We start from the raw sequence: 14,507 nt of genomic DNA, 5'->3' as shown, positions 1-14,507 counted from the left end.
AGGGGGCGCGCCGATACGTTTCGTCCCGGCTGCGCAGCCGTCGGGAACCGCACCGGATCCCCACGCACCACATCGCATCGTTCATTTCAGGAGGACATGCCATGTACCGTCGCGTCGCAGCCGCACTCGCCACCGCGGCCACCGCCGGAGCCCTCGCCCTCGGCACGGCCGGCTCGGCCGAGGCCGCGGGCCCCGGCTTCTCCCCGCGCAGCCACCACTCCTCGTACGCCGAGTGCCAGGCCGCCGGCCGGGCCGGGTACGCGATCTGGGGCCCGATCTTCTTCTGCGAGCCCTTCACCTCCACCCGCCCGGACGTCATCGTCCTCTGGGTCCGCTCCTGACCCGAACGCGCGAAGGCCGGTCCCGTGGGGGCGGGACCGGCCGTTCGTCACGTGCGCGTACGGGCGCGGTTCAGCATTCGATGATGTTCACCGCGAGACCGCCGCGCGCGGTCTCCTTGTACTTGACGCTCATGTCGGCGCCCGTCTCCTTCATGGTCTTGATGACCTTGTCGAGGGAGACCAGGTGGCTGCCGTCGCCGCGCATCGACATCTTCGCCGCCGTGACGGCCTTGACCGCCGCCATGCCGTTCCGCTCGATGCAGGGGATCTGGACCAGGCCGCCGACCGGGTCGCAGGTGAGGCCCAGGTTGTGCTCCATGCCGATCTCGGCGGCGTTCTCCACCTGCTCGGGGGAGCCGCCCAGCACCTCGGCGAGGGCGCCGGCCGCCATCGAGCAGGCCGAGCCGACCTCGCCCTGGCAGCCGACCTCGGCGCCGGAGATCGAGGCGTTCTCCTTGAAGAGCATGCCGACCGCGCCGGCCGCCAGGAGGAAGCGGACGACGCCGTCCTCCTTCTCCTCCTCCGAGGCCCCGCCCGCCCCGAAGTTCATGTAGTAGTGCAGGACCGCCGGGATGATGCCGGCCGCGCCGTTGGTCGGGGCGGTGACCACCCGGCCGCCCGCCGCGTTCTCCTCGTTCACCGCCATCGCGTAGAGGGTGATCCACTCCATCGCGTGCATCGCCGGGTCGCCCTCGGAGCGCAGCTTGCGGGCCAGGGAAGCGGCACGGCGGCGGACCTTCAGGCCGCCGGGGAGGATGCCCTCGCGGGACATGCCGCGCGAGACGCAGGCCTGCATGACCCGCCAGATCTCCAGGAGGCCGGCCCGGATCTCGTCCTCGGTGCGCCAGGCCTTCTCGTTCTCCAGCATCAGGGAGGAGATCGACAGGCCGGTCTCCTTGGTGAGCCGGAGCAGCTCGTCGCCGGTGCGGAAGGGGTACTTCAGGACGGTGTCGTCCGGGATGATCGGGTTCTCGCCCGCCACCGCGTCCTCGTCGACCACGAAGCCGCCGCCGACGGAGTAGTACGTCTTCTCCAGCACGAGCCCGCCCTCGGCGTCGTACGCGAAGACCGTCATGCCGTTGGCGTGGTACGGCAGCGCCTTGCGGCGGTGCAGGACCAGGTCGTCGTCGAAGGAGAACGGGACCTCGTGGGCGCCGAGCAGGTTGATCCGCCCGCTCGCCTTGATCCGCTCGAACTCCTCGTCGGCGTGCTCCACGTCGACCGTGCGGGGCGAGTTGCCCTCCAGGCCGAGGAGGACCGCCTTCGGGGTGCCGTGGCCGTGGCCGGTGGCACCGAGCGAGCCGTACAGCTCCGCCCGCACCTTCGCCGTGTGGGCGAGCAGGCCCTCGTTCTTCAGCCGGCGGGCGAACATCCGGGCCGCGCGCATCGGACCCACCGTGTGGGAGCTGGACGGGCCGATGCCGATCGAGAACAGGTCGAAGACCGAGATGGCCACGGGAGGACTCCTTGTGGGGGCTAGACGCCGTTGTCTGCCGGGGTGGAGCAGAAAAGCGTGGGAGAGGGGGGTGGGACATGGGGCGGGGCACCGCGCTCACTGTCCAGTGTGCGCGGTGCCCCGGAGCTTTCGTACGAACAAAAGCGTACGAAATTACTTCAGGCCGGGGTACAGCGGGTGCTTCTCGGCCAGCGCGGTCACGCGGGCCTTCAGCGACTCGGCCTTCTCCGCGTCGAAGCCGGGCTTCAGCGTCTCGGCGATGACGTCGGCGACCTCGGTGAAGTCCTCGGCGGCGAAGCCGCGGGTGGCGAGGGCCGGCGTGCCGATGCGCAGGCCGGAGGTGACCATCGGCGGGCGCGGGTCGTTCGGGACGGCGTTCCGGTTGACCGTGATGCCGACCTCGTGGAGCCGGTCCTCGGCCTGCTGGCCGTCGAGCTCGGAGTTCCGCAGGTCCACCAGGACCAGGTGCACGTCCGTGCCGCCGGAGAGGACCGAGACGCCGTGCGCCGTGACGTCGTCCTGGACCAGGCGCTCGGCCAGGATCCGGGCGCCGTCCAGGGTGCGCTGCTGGCGCTCCTTGAACTCCTCCGAGGCCGCGACCTTGAAGGAGACGGCCTTGGCCGCGATCACGTGCTCCAGGGGGCCGCCCTGGAAGCCCGGGAAGACGGAGGAGTTCAGCTTCTTCGCGAACTCCTTCTTCGCCAGGATGATGCCGCCGCGCGGGCCGCCGAGCGTCTTGTGCGTGGTCGAGGTCACCACGTCCGCGTACGCGACCGGGTTCGGGTGCAGACCGGCCGCGACCAGGCCCGCGAAGTGGGCCATGTCGACCCACAGGTACGCCTCGACCTCGTCGGCGATCCGGCGGAACTCCGCGAAGTCCAGCTGGCGCGGGTAGGCCGACCAGCCGGCGATGATCACCTTCGGGCGGTGCTCCTTGGCGAGGCGCTCGACCTCGGCCATGTCGACCAGGCCGGCCTCGTCCACGTGGTACGCGACCACGTTGAACTGCTTGCCCGAGAAGTTCAGGCGCATGCCGTGGGTGAGGTGGCCGCCGTGCGCCAGGTCGAGGCCCAGGATCGTGTCGCCCGGCTGGGCGATCGCGAAGAGCGCGGCCTGGTTGGCGGAGGCGCCGGAGTGCGGCTGCACGTTGGCGTACTCGGCGCCGAACAGGTCCTTGATCCGGTCGATCGCGATCTGCTCGGCCACGTCGACGTGCTCGCAGCCGCCGTAGTAGCGGCGGCCCGGGTAGCCCTCGGCGTACTTGTTGGTGAGGACGGAGCCCTGGGCCTCCATGACCGCGACCGGAGCGAAGTTCTCCGAGGCGATCATCTCGAGGGTGGACTGCTGGCGGCGGAGCTCGGCGTCGACGGCGGCGGCGACGTCCGGGTCCAGCTCGTGGAGGGGAGTGTTCAGAAGCGACATGAAGCGATCCCTAGGGGGTCTCGGTCAGCCTGCGGTGAAGGCGGTGTACTCGTCGGCGGTGAGCAGGTCGTCCTGCTCGGCCGTGAGGCGCACCTTGAACAGCCAGCCGCCCTCGAACGGAGCGGAGTTCACCAGCGACGGGTCGTCGACGACGTCCTGGTTCGCCTCGACGACCTCACCGGTCACCGGGGAGTACAGCTCGCTCACGGACTTGGTGGACTCCAGCTCGCCGCACTCCTCGGTGGCGGTCACGGTGGAGCCGACCTCCGGGAGCTGGACGAACACGATGTCACCGAGGGCGTTGGCCGCGTGCTCCGTGATGCCGATCGTGGCGACGCCGTCCTCGACGGCCGACAGCCACTCGTGCTCCTTGCTGTAGCGAAGCTGCTGGGGGTTGCTCATGACCTGATTCTCCTGTACCGGGGGAGTGCGGATGTACGGGGGTCTTGCGGGGTGAGACGGGATCCGGGACGACCGCGTCACTTCTGGCGCTTGTAGAACGGCAGCGCCACGACCCTGTACGGCTCGTGGGTGCCGCGGATGTCCACGCCGACGCCCTCGGTGCCGGGGGCCGCGTGGGCCGCGTCGACGTACGCCATCGCGATCGGCTCGCCGAGCGTGGGGGAGGGGGCCCCCGAGGTGATCTCGCCGACGACCTCGCCGCCCGCGACCACCCGCATGCCGGCGCGCGGGACGCGACGGCCCTCGGCGACCAGGCCGACCAGCTTGCGCGGCGGGGCGGTCTCGGCGCGCTCGGCGGCGGCCTCCAGCGCCTTGCGGCCGACGAAGTCGCCCGGCTTCTCGAACTTCACGACCCGGCCCAGGCCGGCGTCGAAGGGGGTGAGGGAGGTGGTCAGCTCGTGCCCGTACAGCGGCATGCCCGCCTCCAGGCGCAGCGTGTCGCGGCAGGAGAGGCCGCAGGGGATGAGGCCGACGCCCGCGCCCGCCTCGGTCAGCGCCTTCCACACGCCCTCGGCGTGCTCCGGCTTCAGGAAGAGCTCGAAGCCGTCCTCGCCGGTGTAGCCGGTGCGGGCGATCAGCGCCGGGACGCCGGCGACGGTGCCGGGGAGGCCCGCGTAGTACTTCAGGCCGTCCAGGTCGGCGTCGGTGAGCTGCTTCAGGATGCCGGGGGACTCCGGGCCCTGCACGGCGAGCAGGGCGTAGGCGTCGCGGTCGTCGCGGACCTCGGCGTCGAAACCCCCGTCGTGCCGCGCGCGGGCGACCAGGGCGTCCAGGACGGTCTGGGCGTTGGAGGCGTTGGCGACGACCATGTACTCGGTCTCGCCGAGGCGGTAGACGATCAGGTCGTCGAGGATGCCGCCGTCCTCCTGGCAGATCATCGTGTAGCGCGCGCGGCCGTTGCCCACGGTGGAGATGTTGCCGACCAGGGCGTAGTCGAGCAGGTCGACGGCCTGCGGGCCGGTGACGGTGATCTCGCCCATGTGGGAGAGGTCGAAGAGGCCGGCCCTGGTGCGGACGGCGTTGTGCTCGTCGCGCTCGCTGCCGTACCGCAGCGGCATGTCCCAGCCGGCGAAGTCGGTCATGGTCGCGCCCAGCGAACGATGCAGGGCATCGAGGGCGGTGAGACGGGGGGTGGTGCTCATGGTGGACGTGGCTCCCGGTTCCCGAAGGCGGAAAACATGACAGGCAAGGACGTTCCTCCCCATCTGTCATGGAACCTGAGAGGTTCACCGGGGGCATCCCCGGCTTGCACCTTGGGTGGGGACACGACGGGTGTCCCGCTTTTCAGATCTGCCTCGTCCACGCGGTACGGGGCCTGAGAGATTCAAGGGAGGGTCTTGCTCCTTCGGCGCCCGGACGGCCCAGCGGGCCGGTCCGGAACTCTCCCGCGCGGATTCGAGCGGCCGGTATGCGGTTGTACGGCGCTGCGCGCCTGGCGCGCACATCCTCGCATACGGTGTCGGCGCCGCAAATCGCTTGTCTCGGATTACCGTTTCTTTACACTTCGTGGGCAAGGGTCTCCATGAGGTCTCCCGGCACGTCCCCCGGGGACCCGACAGGGGGAGCAGCGATGAGGATCCAGCACACCGGCGCCTTCGCGGGCGACGCCGCCCTACCGGCCCAGCGGGCCCGCGCCAGGACCCGGCGGCGCGGGCGCGTGGTGCGGGACCTGCGCGACCGGGGCGGCCGCGGACCGCGCGTCCTCGCCTTCGCCGCCGGTGACGTCGTGGTCGTCTCCGGGCTGCCCGGCAGCGGCAAGTCCACCCTGCTGCGGCGGGCCGCCGCGGGCCTCGGCATCGACTCCCAGGACACCCGGGAGCGCTGGGAGGCCCGGATGCCCTCCTTCCTGCCGTACGCGCTCTACCGCCCGCTGGTCCGGATCGCGCACTACGCCGGGCTCCACCGGGCCCTGCGCTCGGGCGCCGGGGTCGTCGTCCACGACTGCGGCACCCAGTCCTGGGTCCGCGGCTGGCTGGCCCGCGCGGCCGCCCGGCGCGGCCGCGCCCTCCACCTGGTCCTCCTCGACGTCGACCCGGACACCGCCAGGGACGGCCAGCGGGAGCGGGGCCGGGGGGTGTCCGCGTACGCCTTCGCCCGGCACCGCAGGGCCGTCGGCCGGCTCGTCGCCGCCGTCGAGGCGGGCCGCCCGCCGCGCGGCTGCGCGTCCGCCACCCTCCTCGACCGGGACGCGGCGGCCGCGCTGCGCCGCATCGGCTTCCGCGCCCCGGTGTGAGGCCCTCGGCCCGGGTTCTGGTCACAGCCGGGGCGGGGCGGCGTTAGGGTGCTGCGGGACGGCCGGGACCAGGGTCGTACGAGAAGGGGACGGAACCACCGTGGACGTGACGTGGCCGGGCAACGAGCTGGAGGAGGCGCTCGCCGCCGCGCTCGGGGAGCCCGCGGCCGGAGGCCGGCTCATCGAGGTGCTCGGCCGCAGCCAGGTGTGGGTCCCGCTGCCGAACGGCGGCGGCCCCGACAGCCCCGACCTGGACCTCCCCACCATGGAGATCGGCGGCGGCGCCTTCGTTCCCGTCTTCAGCTCCCAGGAGCAGTTCCTCGCCTGCGTCGGCACCCACATGTCCTTCACCGTCGCGCCCGCCCGTGACTTCGCCCGCGGGCTGCCCCCGCAGCTCGGCATCGCGGTGAACCCCGGCGGCACCGTCGGCGTCCCGCTGCCCCCGCCCGCCGTCGCCGAGCTCTGCCGGGTCGGCCGCACCGCCCTGGACGGCCCCGCGTCCGGCGGCCGGGTCCGGCTCTTCGAGCCCGACTGGCAGGACGACCCGGTCGACTTCCTCGCCGCCGCCTCCGCCGAGTTCGAGGCCACCGGCGTCGTCGCCACCGCCCGCCGCGCCCTCGCCAGCGTCGAGGGCACCGAACCGGCCCTCTTCATCGGCGTCCAGCTCCTGGGCTGGGACGGCGTCGACCGCAACGCCCCGCTGGACGCGCTGGGCCGCGCCCTGGGCCGCGTCGAGGTCGCCTGGCCGGTGAACCTGATCCTCCTCGACATGGCGGCCGACCCCGTCGGAGACTGGATGCTGGAGCGGGTGCGCCCCTTCTACCAGCGCGCGGTCCACTGATCCACCGAACCACCGAACCACCGAGCCGTACGAGACAGACAGAGGGGCGGGACCCAGGGTGAGCGCGTCAGGCAGCGCCGGGACCGGAGAGGTCGAGCAGATGCTGCGCCAGGTGGCGCCCGGACGCTACGACGCGTACGAGGGGCTGCTGCACGCCCTGGCCGACGGCGAGCTGTACATGCTGCTCTGGCAGGGCACCCCGGGCTCGCCCGACGCCCAGTACGGCAACATGGAGGTCGACGGGCACGGCTACGCGCCCTGCGTCACCTCGCCCGGCGAACTCGCCGCCTCCGGCTGGCACCGCGCCCACGAGCGCGTCACCGGCCGCGAGATCGCCCGCTCCCTCTACCCCGAGCGCTGGGGCGTCTGGCTCAACCCGCACGCCCCCGGCGGCGGCGTGGGCATCCCCTGGGCGGACCTCCGCCGGATCGCCACCGGCCTGGACCGGATGCCCGCCGGGCCGCTCCGGGTCTCCGAACCCGCCCTGGAGATCCCGCAGTTCTACGCCCAGCTCACCCAGAACGCGCACCGGACCCCGGCCGTCCGCTCGCTGCGCCGCGGCTGGGTGCAGCCCGCGCTCGGGACTCCGTACCTGGTCATCGGCCTCGACCTGTACGACGGTTCGGCCGCGGCCGTCGACGAGGTGCGGGCGATGATGCGCCAGTCGATCGGCGCCGTCCCCGAGGGGCTGCCCGTCTCGACGGTCGCGCTCTCCGACGCGTACGACCCGGTGGCGCTCTGGCTGAAGGCCCACGCCCGGCCCTTCTACGACCGCGACGCGCACGGAGCGCCGTCCCGGCATGTGGGATCCCACCGTCCGGGATACGGCTATCCGCCCGCGCAGCACCGCTGACCGTCCGCTGTCCCCTCCTGCCCCGTTCTGGCCGAATTTCCTTGCCGGGACGGGGTTTTGCGTCCGCTTTGAGACCGCTCAGGCCGCCGATGTCCGGCAACGGACCGTTTTGGTGAGTGTCCGGGTCTCAGGTTGGTATCACCGCTATGCGGACTGTTCTCTGCCGCGTCACTCGCCAGTAGCGTTCGGCCGGTCAAGACCAGACAGGGCGACCCAGGGGTGGACCCATGCGCATACTCAATTCCCGGTCGACCCGGGCTCTGACGGCGGCCATCGCGGTCGGCCTCATCGCCACGGGTTGTGCGAGTGAGCGGAAGGAGGGGGACAAGGGCGGAGCCAAGGACACCTTCGTGTTCGGCGCCCCCGGCGACCCCGCCTCCCTCGACCCGGCCCTCGCGAGCGACGGCGAGACCTTCCGGGTCACCCGTCAGGCGTTCGAGGCGCTCCTGGAGCACGAGCCCGGCGGCAGCAAGCTCGTCGGCGGTCTGGCCGAGAAGTGGTCCAGCAACCCCGAGGGCACGGTCTGGACCTTCAACCTCCGCAAGGGCGTGAAGTTCCACGACGGCGAGGCCTTCGACGCCAAGGCGGTCTGCGCCAACTACGACTACTGGTTCAACTGGAAGGGCACCTACCAGTCGAGCGCGGTCTCGTACTACTGGCAGACCATCATGGGCGGCTTCAAGGCCAACGAGGACAAGGAGACGCCCAAGGCGAACTACAAGTCCTGCACGGCCAAGGACGACTCCACCGCCGTCATCGAGGTCTTCGAGCCCTCCGCCAACCTGCCCGGCGGCTTCTCCCTGAACGCCCTCGCGATCCACTCACCGAAGGCCCTCACGGAGTACGCGAAGCAGCAGCTCACCGAGGCCGGCGACGCCATCTCGTACCCCAAGTACAGCCAGGAGGCCGGCACGGTCGCCGGCACCGGCCCGTACAAGATCACGAAGTGGAACAAGGGCAACAAGGAAGTCTCCCTGGAGCGCTTCGACGACTACTGGGGCGAGAAGGCCAAGGTGAAGAACCTGGTCTTCCGCACGATCGACACCGAGGAGGGCCGCCGCGCGGCGCTCCAGGCCGGTGACATCGACGGCTACGACCTCGTCGCGCCCGCCGACATCAAGACCCTGGAGGGCGAGGGCTTCCAGGTCCCGACCCGTGACGTCTTCAACCTGCTCTACCTCGGCATGACGCAGGGGGCCAACCCGGCGCTGAAGAAGCCCGAGGTCCGCCAGGCCATCGCGCACGCCGTCGACCGCGAGAACATCGTCAAGACCCAGCTGCCCGAGGGCGGCAAGGTCGCGACCCAGTTCATGCCCGACACCGTCGCCGGTCACTCGGACAAGGTGAAGCAGTACCCGTTCGACACCGCCAAGGCCAAGTCGCTCCTCGCCGGCGCCGGCGCGAGCGGCCTGTCGGTCGACTTCTGCTACCCGACCGAGGTCACCCGCCCGTACATGCCCGCCCCGCAGGACATCTTCGAGCTGCTCAAGGCCGACCTGGAGAAGGCCGGCATCAAGGTCAACCCGAAGCCGAAGAAGTGGAACCCGGACTACGTCGACGCGGTGGAGAGCGGCGACTGCGCCCTCCACATCTTCGGCTGGACCGGTGACTTCAACGACGGCTACAACTTCATCGGCACCTGGTTCGCCGGCCCCGGCAAGCAGTGGGGCTTCGACGACAAGAAGGTCTTCGACGCGGTGAAGGCCGGATCGCTCCAGGGTGACCCGACCAAGCGCACGGACCTCTACAAGGCCGCCAACGAGGCGATCATGGAGTACCTCCCGGGCGTCCCGCTGACCTCCTCCCCGCCGGCCATCGCGTTCGGCAAGAACGTGGTCCCGCCGAAGGTCTCCCCGCTGACGCAGGAGAACTTCGCCGAGGTCTCCTTCAAGTAACACCCCCGTAAGCGGTCCGCCCGGTCACGCGCTCCTGCCGTGACCGGGCGTCCGCGCATCCACCACCCTCCACACGCAAGAAAGGGGCACGCGGGGTGTTGCGACTCGTCGTACGACGACTTCTCCAGCTCATACCCACCCTGCTCGGCCTGTCGGTTCTGCTCTTCATCTGGCTGAACCGGCTGCCCGGCGGACCCGCCTCAGCGATCCTGGGCGAGCGGGCGACCGAGGCCGACGTGGCGCGCATCAACCGCGCGCTGGGACTCGACCAGCCGATCTACGTCCAGTACGGACGCTTCCTCAAGCGACTCCTCGACCTCGACCTCGGCACCTCGGTGCAGACCGGACAGCCCGTCTGGGACGAGTTCGTGCTGCGCTTCCCCGCCACCGTCGAACTCAGCCTCGCGGCCATGCTCATCGCCGTCAGCGTGGGCATCCCGCTCGGCTACCTCGCCGCCCGCAAGCGCGGCGGCTGGCTCGACGTGGCCTCCGTCTCCGGCTCCCTCGTCGGCATCTGCATCCCGGTCTTCTTCCTGGCGCAGCTCCTCAAGGCCGCCTTCGGCGACGTCTTCGGAACCTACGGCCGCCAGACCACCGGCATCGACGCCACCAGCGTCACCGGCCTCGCCGTCCTCGACGGCGTCCTCACCGGCGAGTTCGACGCCGCCTGGGACGCCCTCATGCACCTGGTGCTGCCCGGCATCGCCCTCGCCACCATCCCGCTCGCGGTCATCGTCCGCATGACCCGCGCCAGCGTCCTGGAGGTCCTCGGCGAGGACTACATCCGCACCGCCGAGTCCAAGGGCCTGGAGCGCCGGGTCGTCCGCGGCCGGCACGTCCTGCGCAACGCGATGCTCCCCGTCGTCACCGCCGTCGGCCTGCTCACCGGCAGCCTCCTCTCCGGCGCGGTGCTCACCGAGTCCGTCTTCACCTTCGGCGGCATCGGCTCCTTCATCCGGACCGCCATCGACGCCCGCGACTACCCGGTGCTCGTCGGCTTCATCCTGTTCATCGCCATGATCTACGTGGTGATCAACATGCTCGTCGACCTCGCCTACAGCGTCATCGACCCGAGGGTGCGGGTGCACTGATGAGTCTCACCACCACTGCTTCCAAGATCGACCGACTCGCCCAGCTCACGGCGAAGACCGAGACCTCCAGCGGCTCCAGCCTCTGGCGCGAGGCCATGCGCCGCATGCGCGGCAGCAAGATGGCGATCATCGGCGCCGTGATCATCGCCGGCTTCGTCCTGCTCGCGATCATCGGCCCGTGGATCGCCCCGTACGGCCCCGCCGAACAGACCTGGCGCGGCGAGGTCTTCTCCAACCGGGGCCAGTTCGTCGGCGCCCGCGCCGAGAACTGGTTCGGCCTCGACCACCTCGGCCGCGACCTGTTCTCCCGGATGCTCGTGGGCGCCCGCCAGACCCTGCTCGTCGGCGTCGTCTCCATGCTCATCGGCCTGCTGATCGGTGCCTTCGTCGGCATCGTGTCCGGCGCCGCGGCCACCCTCGGCGGGAAGGCCGGCCGGCGGATCGACGACGCCATCATGCGCGTCACCGACATCCTGCTCGCGCTGCCCTCGCTGCTCCTCGCCGTCTCCGTCGCCGCCGTGATGGGCCAGTCGCTCACCACCGTGATGATCGCCGTCGGCGTCGTGCAGATCCCCGTCTTCGCCCGCCTCCTGCGCGGCTCGATGCTCGCCCAGGGCGGCAGCGACTACGTGCTCGCCGCCCGCTCGCTCGGCATCCGCAAGCGGCGGATCGTCTTCACCCAGATCCTGCCGAACTCGCTCAGCCCGGTGATCGTCCAGGCGACGCTCAGCCTCGCCACCGCCATCATCGAGGCCGCCGCCCTCTCCTACCTCGGCCTCGGCAACCCCGACCCCGCGGTGCCGGAGTGGGGCGTCATGCTCTCCGCGGCCCAGCGCTTCTTCGACAACGAGCCGATGATGTCCATGTACCCGGCGGTCGGCATCGTCATCACCGCCCTCGGCTTCACCCTGCTCGGCGAGGCCATGCGCGAAGCCCTCGACCCGAAGCTGCGAGGCTGACATGGCACTGCTCACCGTGGACGAACTGACCGTCACCTTCGGCGGCCGCGGCCGCAAGGACGTCCGGGCGGTCAACGGCGTCTCCTTCAGCGTCGACCAGGGCCAGGTCGTCGGCCTCGTCGGCGAGTCCGGCTGCGGCAAGTCCGTGACCTCGCTCGCCCTCATGGGCCTGCTGCCCGCCAAGGGCGTCACCCTCGGCGGCCGCGCCGAGCTCGACGGCACCGACCTGCTGAAGCTCTCCCCCTCGAAGCTGCGCGACCTGCGCGGCCGCGAGATGGCGATGATCTTCCAGGACCCGCTGTCCTCGCTGAACCCGGTCGTCCCCATCGGCGTCCAGGTCACCGAGATCCTCCAGCGCCACCGCGGCCTGAAGGGCGAGGCCGCCCGCAAGGAGGCCGCCCACCTGCTCGACCGGGTCGGCATCCCCGACCCGGACCGGCGCCTCAAGGAGTACCCGCACCAGCTCTCCGGCGGCATGCGGCAGCGCGCGCTCATCGCCATGGCGGTGGCCTGCGCCCCCCGCCTGCTCATCGCCGACGAGCCGACCACCGCGCTCGACGTCACCATCCAGGCCCAGATCCTCGAACTCCTCAAGGAGCTCGTCGACCAGGAGGGCACCGCGCTGCTGATGATCACCCACGACCTGGGTGTCGTCGCCGGCCTCTGCGACCAGGTGAACGTCCTCTACGCCGGCAAGGTCGTCGAATCGGCCGGCCGGCGCGAGCTGTTCGCCCACCCGACGCACCCGTACACCCACGGCCTGCTCGGCTCCATCCCCCGGCTCGACGCCCCGCGCGGCGAACCGCTCCACCCGATCCGCGGGTCCATCAACGACCAGATCGCCTGGGCCGACGGCTGCGCCTTCGCCCCGCGCTGCGACCGGTACGAGATGGAGTGCCTCACCGGCACGCCCGAACTGACCGAACCGCGCGCGGCCGGCCACCGCGCCCGCTGCGCGAACCCGGTCCTCGCCACGACGGAGGTACCGGCATGAGCCTGCTCGAACTCGACGGCGTGAAGGTCCACTTCCCCGTCAAGAAGGGCATCCTCTTCGACCGCACCGTCGGTCACGTCTACGCCGTGGACGGCATCTCCCTCAAGGTCGAGGCGGGCCAGACGTACGGCCTCGTCGGCGAGTCCGGCTGCGGCAAGACCACCCTCGGACGCGCCGTGCTGCGGCTCGTGGACGTCACCGACGGCTCCGTCGTCCTCGACGGCACCGACGTGGCCAAGCTGCCGGAGAAGGAGCTGCGCTCCTTCCGCCGCCGGCTCCAGATGGTCTTCCAGGACCCGCTGGGCAGCCTCAACCCGCGCCAGAACATCGAGTCGATCCTCAGCGAGGGCATGGCCGCGCACGGGATCGGCGCGAACCAGGACGAGCGGCGGGAGAGGATCCGGGAGATCCTCGCCAAGGTGGGCCTGCCCGCCAACAGCCTCTCCCGCTACCCGCACGAGTTCTCCGGCGGCCAGCGCCAGCGCATCGGCATCGCCCGCGCGCTGGTCCTGGAGCCCGACCTCGTCATCTGCGACGAGCCGGTCTCCGCGCTCGACGTCTCCATCCAGGCCCAGGTGATCAACCTCCTGGAGGAGCTCCAGGAGTCGATGGGCCTGACCTACCTGGTCATCGCCCACGACCTCGCCGTCGTCCGGCACATCTCGGACGTCATCGGCGTGATGTACCTCGGCTCCCTCGTCGAGGAGGCACCGAGCGACACGCTGTACGAGGAGCCGCTGCACCCGTACACGCGGGCGCTCATGTCGGCCGTGCCCGTCCCCGACCCGGAGGCCGAGGAGCGGCGCGAGCGGATCCTCCTGACCGGCGACCTGCCCTCCCCGGCCAACCCGCCGGCCGGCTGCCGCTTCCACACCCGCTGCCCGTGGGCCCAGCCGAAGTGCTCCCAGGAGCGCCCGGAGCTCACGGACGCGGGCGGCGGCCACAAGGTGGCCTGCCACTTCACGCGGGAGATCCGGTCGGGCGAGCTCCCCATGGCGGGCGGCACCGCCGCGGTCGTGATCCCGGCGCAGACGACGCAGGAGCCGGAGAGCGCTCCGGAGACCGAGACCCCGGTGGCTCCGAAGGAGGAGGCCCCGGCCGCCCCGGAGGCCGAGACCCCGGCGGCCTCGGCGGACGAGGCTCCGGCCGCTCCGAAGGCCGAGACCCCGGTGGCTTCGGGCGAGGGCTCCGAGGAGAAGTAGGGCACCGGGGAAGGGCCCGGCCGCCGTGGTGCGGCCGGGCCCTTCCCGTACGCACGGCACAATTGCTCGGTGCTCCACGATCTGTTCAGCCCGTCGGTCCAACACACGCTCGACCTCATCGGCATCTTCGTCTTCGCCATCTCCGGCGCCCTCCTCGGCGTCCGGAAGAACTTCGACGTCTTCGGCATGGCGGTCCTCGCCGAGGTCACCGCGCTCGGCGGCGGCCTCCTGCGCGACCTCATCATCGGAGCCGTGCCCCCGGCCGCCTTCACCGACCTCGGCTACTTCCTCATGCCGCTCGTCGCCACCGCGCTCGTCTTCTTCCTCCACCCCGAGGTGGAGCGCACCCAGACCGCCGTGAACGTCTTCGACGCGGCCGGCCTCGGCCTCTTCTGCGTGACCGGGACGACGAAGGCGTACGACTACGGGCTCGGCCTCACCTCCTCCGCGGCGCTCGGCCTCGCCACGGCCGTCGGCGGCGGCGTGCTGCGCGACGTCCTCGCCAACGAGGTGCCGTCCCTGCTCCGCTGGGACCGCGACCTCTACGCCGTGCCCGCGATCGTCGGCGCGACCATGGTCGTCCTCTGCATCCGCTTCGAGGTCCTGAACGCCTACACCAGCGGCACCGCCGTGCTCACCGCCTTCCTCCTGCGGCTGCTCGCGATGCGCTACCACTGGCGCGCGCCGCGCGCCTGGAACCGCCGTTCGTCCGCCAGCGAGGAGCCCGAAAAAGCTACCGCTCAGTAGTTTTCTGCTGT

The 14,507-nt window shown here is 71.3% G+C and carries 14 protein-coding genes and 2 riboswitches; of the genes, 10 read left to right on the top strand and 4 right to left on the bottom strand.

The window, feature by feature from the left end; all coding sequences use genetic code 11:
• Positions 1-101: 101 nt before the first annotated feature.
• Positions 102-341 (top strand): hypothetical protein, encoded by a 240-nt coding sequence (locus tag IE245_RS12900; protein WP_189946962.1) that lies wholly within the window; start codon positions 102-104, stop codon positions 339-341.
• Positions 342-411: 70 nt separating this feature from the next.
• Here the strand turns inward: IE245_RS12900 and IE245_RS12895 are convergent, their stop codons facing one another.
• From IE245_RS12895 to gcvT, 4 genes are all read right to left on the bottom strand, one after another.
• The gene (locus IE245_RS12895; protein WP_189946961.1) at positions 412-1,797 is read right to left on the bottom strand and encodes an L-serine ammonia-lyase; all 1,386 of its coding nucleotides are present in this window, start codon (positions 1,795-1,797) and stop codon (positions 412-414) included.
• 153 nt (positions 1,798-1,950) lie between these two features.
• Positions 1,951-3,219: a serine hydroxymethyltransferase gene (gene glyA / locus IE245_RS12890; protein ID WP_229851254.1), complete on the bottom strand. Its 1,269-nt coding sequence runs from the start codon at positions 3,217-3,219 to the stop codon at positions 1,951-1,953.
• Between the two features lie 24 nt (positions 3,220-3,243).
• Positions 3,244-3,621, bottom strand: a complete 378-nt coding sequence (gene gcvH, locus IE245_RS12885) for a glycine cleavage system protein GcvH (RefSeq protein ID WP_189946960.1) — start codon at positions 3,619-3,621, stop codon at positions 3,244-3,246.
• 77 nt (positions 3,622-3,698) lie between these two features.
• On the bottom strand, positions 3,699-4,823 hold the full coding sequence (gene gcvT, locus IE245_RS12880) for a glycine cleavage system aminomethyltransferase GcvT (protein WP_189946959.1): 1,125 nt from the start codon (positions 4,821-4,823) through the stop codon (positions 3,699-3,701).
• Positions 4,824-4,876: 53 nt separating this feature from the next.
• A riboswitch (glycine riboswitch) is annotated at positions 4,877-4,974 on the bottom strand.
• A 1-nt stretch (position 4,975) separates the two neighbouring features.
• A riboswitch (glycine riboswitch) is annotated at positions 4,976-5,079 on the bottom strand.
• Between the two features lie 172 nt (positions 5,080-5,251).
• On the opposite strand from gcvT, the gene IE245_RS12875 reads away from it, so the two are divergent.
• The 9 genes from IE245_RS12875 (at position 5,252) to IE245_RS12835 (ending at position 14,496) form a co-directional block, all read left to right on the top strand.
• Positions 5,252-5,914 (top strand): AAA family ATPase, encoded by a 663-nt coding sequence (locus IE245_RS12875; protein WP_189946958.1) that lies wholly within the window; start codon positions 5,252-5,254, stop codon positions 5,912-5,914.
• 100 nt (positions 5,915-6,014) lie between these two features.
• The gene (locus IE245_RS12870) at positions 6,015-6,755 is read left to right on the top strand and encodes an enhanced serine sensitivity protein SseB (protein WP_189946957.1); all 741 of its coding nucleotides are present in this window, start codon (positions 6,015-6,017) and stop codon (positions 6,753-6,755) included.
• Between the two features lie 58 nt (positions 6,756-6,813).
• Complete coding sequence (locus IE245_RS12865; protein WP_189946956.1) at positions 6,814-7,608, top strand: enhanced serine sensitivity protein SseB C-terminal domain-containing protein; 795 nt, start codon at positions 6,814-6,816, stop codon at positions 7,606-7,608.
• A gap of 227 nt (positions 7,609-7,835) precedes the next feature.
• Positions 7,836-9,503 carry an ABC transporter substrate-binding protein gene (locus IE245_RS12860; RefSeq protein WP_189946955.1) on the top strand — a complete coding sequence of 556 codons (1,668 nt, stop codon included), beginning with the start codon at positions 7,836-7,838 and terminating at the stop codon, positions 9,501-9,503.
• 95 nt (positions 9,504-9,598) lie between these two features.
• A complete protein-coding gene (locus IE245_RS12855) occupies positions 9,599-10,594 on the top strand; it encodes an ABC transporter permease (RefSeq protein WP_189946954.1) in 996 nt (331 codons plus the stop codon).
• Positions 10,594-11,553 carry an ABC transporter permease gene (locus IE245_RS12850; RefSeq protein WP_189946953.1) on the top strand — a complete coding sequence of 320 codons (960 nt, stop codon included), beginning with the start codon at positions 10,594-10,596 and terminating at the stop codon, positions 11,551-11,553. Before IE245_RS12855 ends, IE245_RS12850 begins: the two co-directional genes overlap by 1 nt.
• A gap of 1 nt (position 11,554) precedes the next feature.
• Positions 11,555-12,547 (top strand): ABC transporter ATP-binding protein, encoded by a 993-nt coding sequence (locus IE245_RS12845; RefSeq protein ID WP_189946952.1) that lies wholly within the window; start codon positions 11,555-11,557, stop codon positions 12,545-12,547.
• A complete protein-coding gene (locus IE245_RS12840; RefSeq protein WP_189946951.1) occupies positions 12,544-13,749 on the top strand; it encodes an ABC transporter ATP-binding protein in 1,206 nt (401 codons plus the stop codon). Before IE245_RS12845 ends, IE245_RS12840 begins: the two co-directional genes overlap by 4 nt.
• 69 nt (positions 13,750-13,818) lie before the next feature.
• The gene (locus IE245_RS12835; protein ID WP_189946950.1) at positions 13,819-14,496 is read left to right on the top strand and encodes a trimeric intracellular cation channel family protein; all 678 of its coding nucleotides are present in this window, start codon (positions 13,819-13,821) and stop codon (positions 14,494-14,496) included.
• Positions 14,497-14,507: the final 11 nt, after the last annotated feature.

The sequence above is a fragment of the Streptomyces roseolus genome, assembly GCF_014649855.1.
Classification (GTDB): Bacteria; Actinomycetota; Actinomycetes; order Streptomycetales; family Streptomycetaceae; genus Streptomyces; species Streptomyces roseolus.
The sequence above is the reverse complement of the archived record's forward strand: the minus strand, read 5'-3'. Positions and strand labels throughout refer to the sequence as shown.

What these genes read in the sequence shown, in the direction of transcription:
- IE245_RS12900 (WP_189946962.1), top strand. Translation starts at nt 102, where the DNA reads ATGTACCGTCGCGTCGCAGCCGCACTCGCCACCGCGGCCACCGCCGGA.
- gcvT (WP_189946959.1), bottom strand. Translation starts at nt 4,823, where the DNA reads ATGAGCACCACCCCCCGTCTCACCGCCCTCGATGCCCTGCATCGTTCG.
- IE245_RS12845 (WP_189946952.1), top strand. Translation starts at nt 11,555, where the DNA reads ATGGCACTGCTCACCGTGGACGAACTGACCGTCACCTTCGGCGGCCGC.
- IE245_RS12840 (WP_189946951.1), top strand. Translation starts at nt 12,544, where the DNA reads ATGAGCCTGCTCGAACTCGACGGCGTGAAGGTCCACTTCCCCGTCAAG.
- glyA (WP_229851254.1), bottom strand. Translation starts at nt 3,219, where the DNA reads ATGTCGCTTCTGAACACTCCCCTCCACGAGCTGGACCCGGACGTCGCC.
- IE245_RS12850 (WP_189946953.1), top strand. Translation starts at nt 10,594, where the DNA reads ATGAGTCTCACCACCACTGCTTCCAAGATCGACCGACTCGCCCAGCTC.
- IE245_RS12860 (WP_189946955.1), top strand. Translation starts at nt 7,836, where the DNA reads ATGCGCATACTCAATTCCCGGTCGACCCGGGCTCTGACGGCGGCCATC.
- IE245_RS12875 (WP_189946958.1), top strand. Translation starts at nt 5,252, where the DNA reads ATGAGGATCCAGCACACCGGCGCCTTCGCGGGCGACGCCGCCCTACCG.
- gcvH (WP_189946960.1), bottom strand. Translation starts at nt 3,621, where the DNA reads ATGAGCAACCCCCAGCAGCTTCGCTACAGCAAGGAGCACGAGTGGCTG.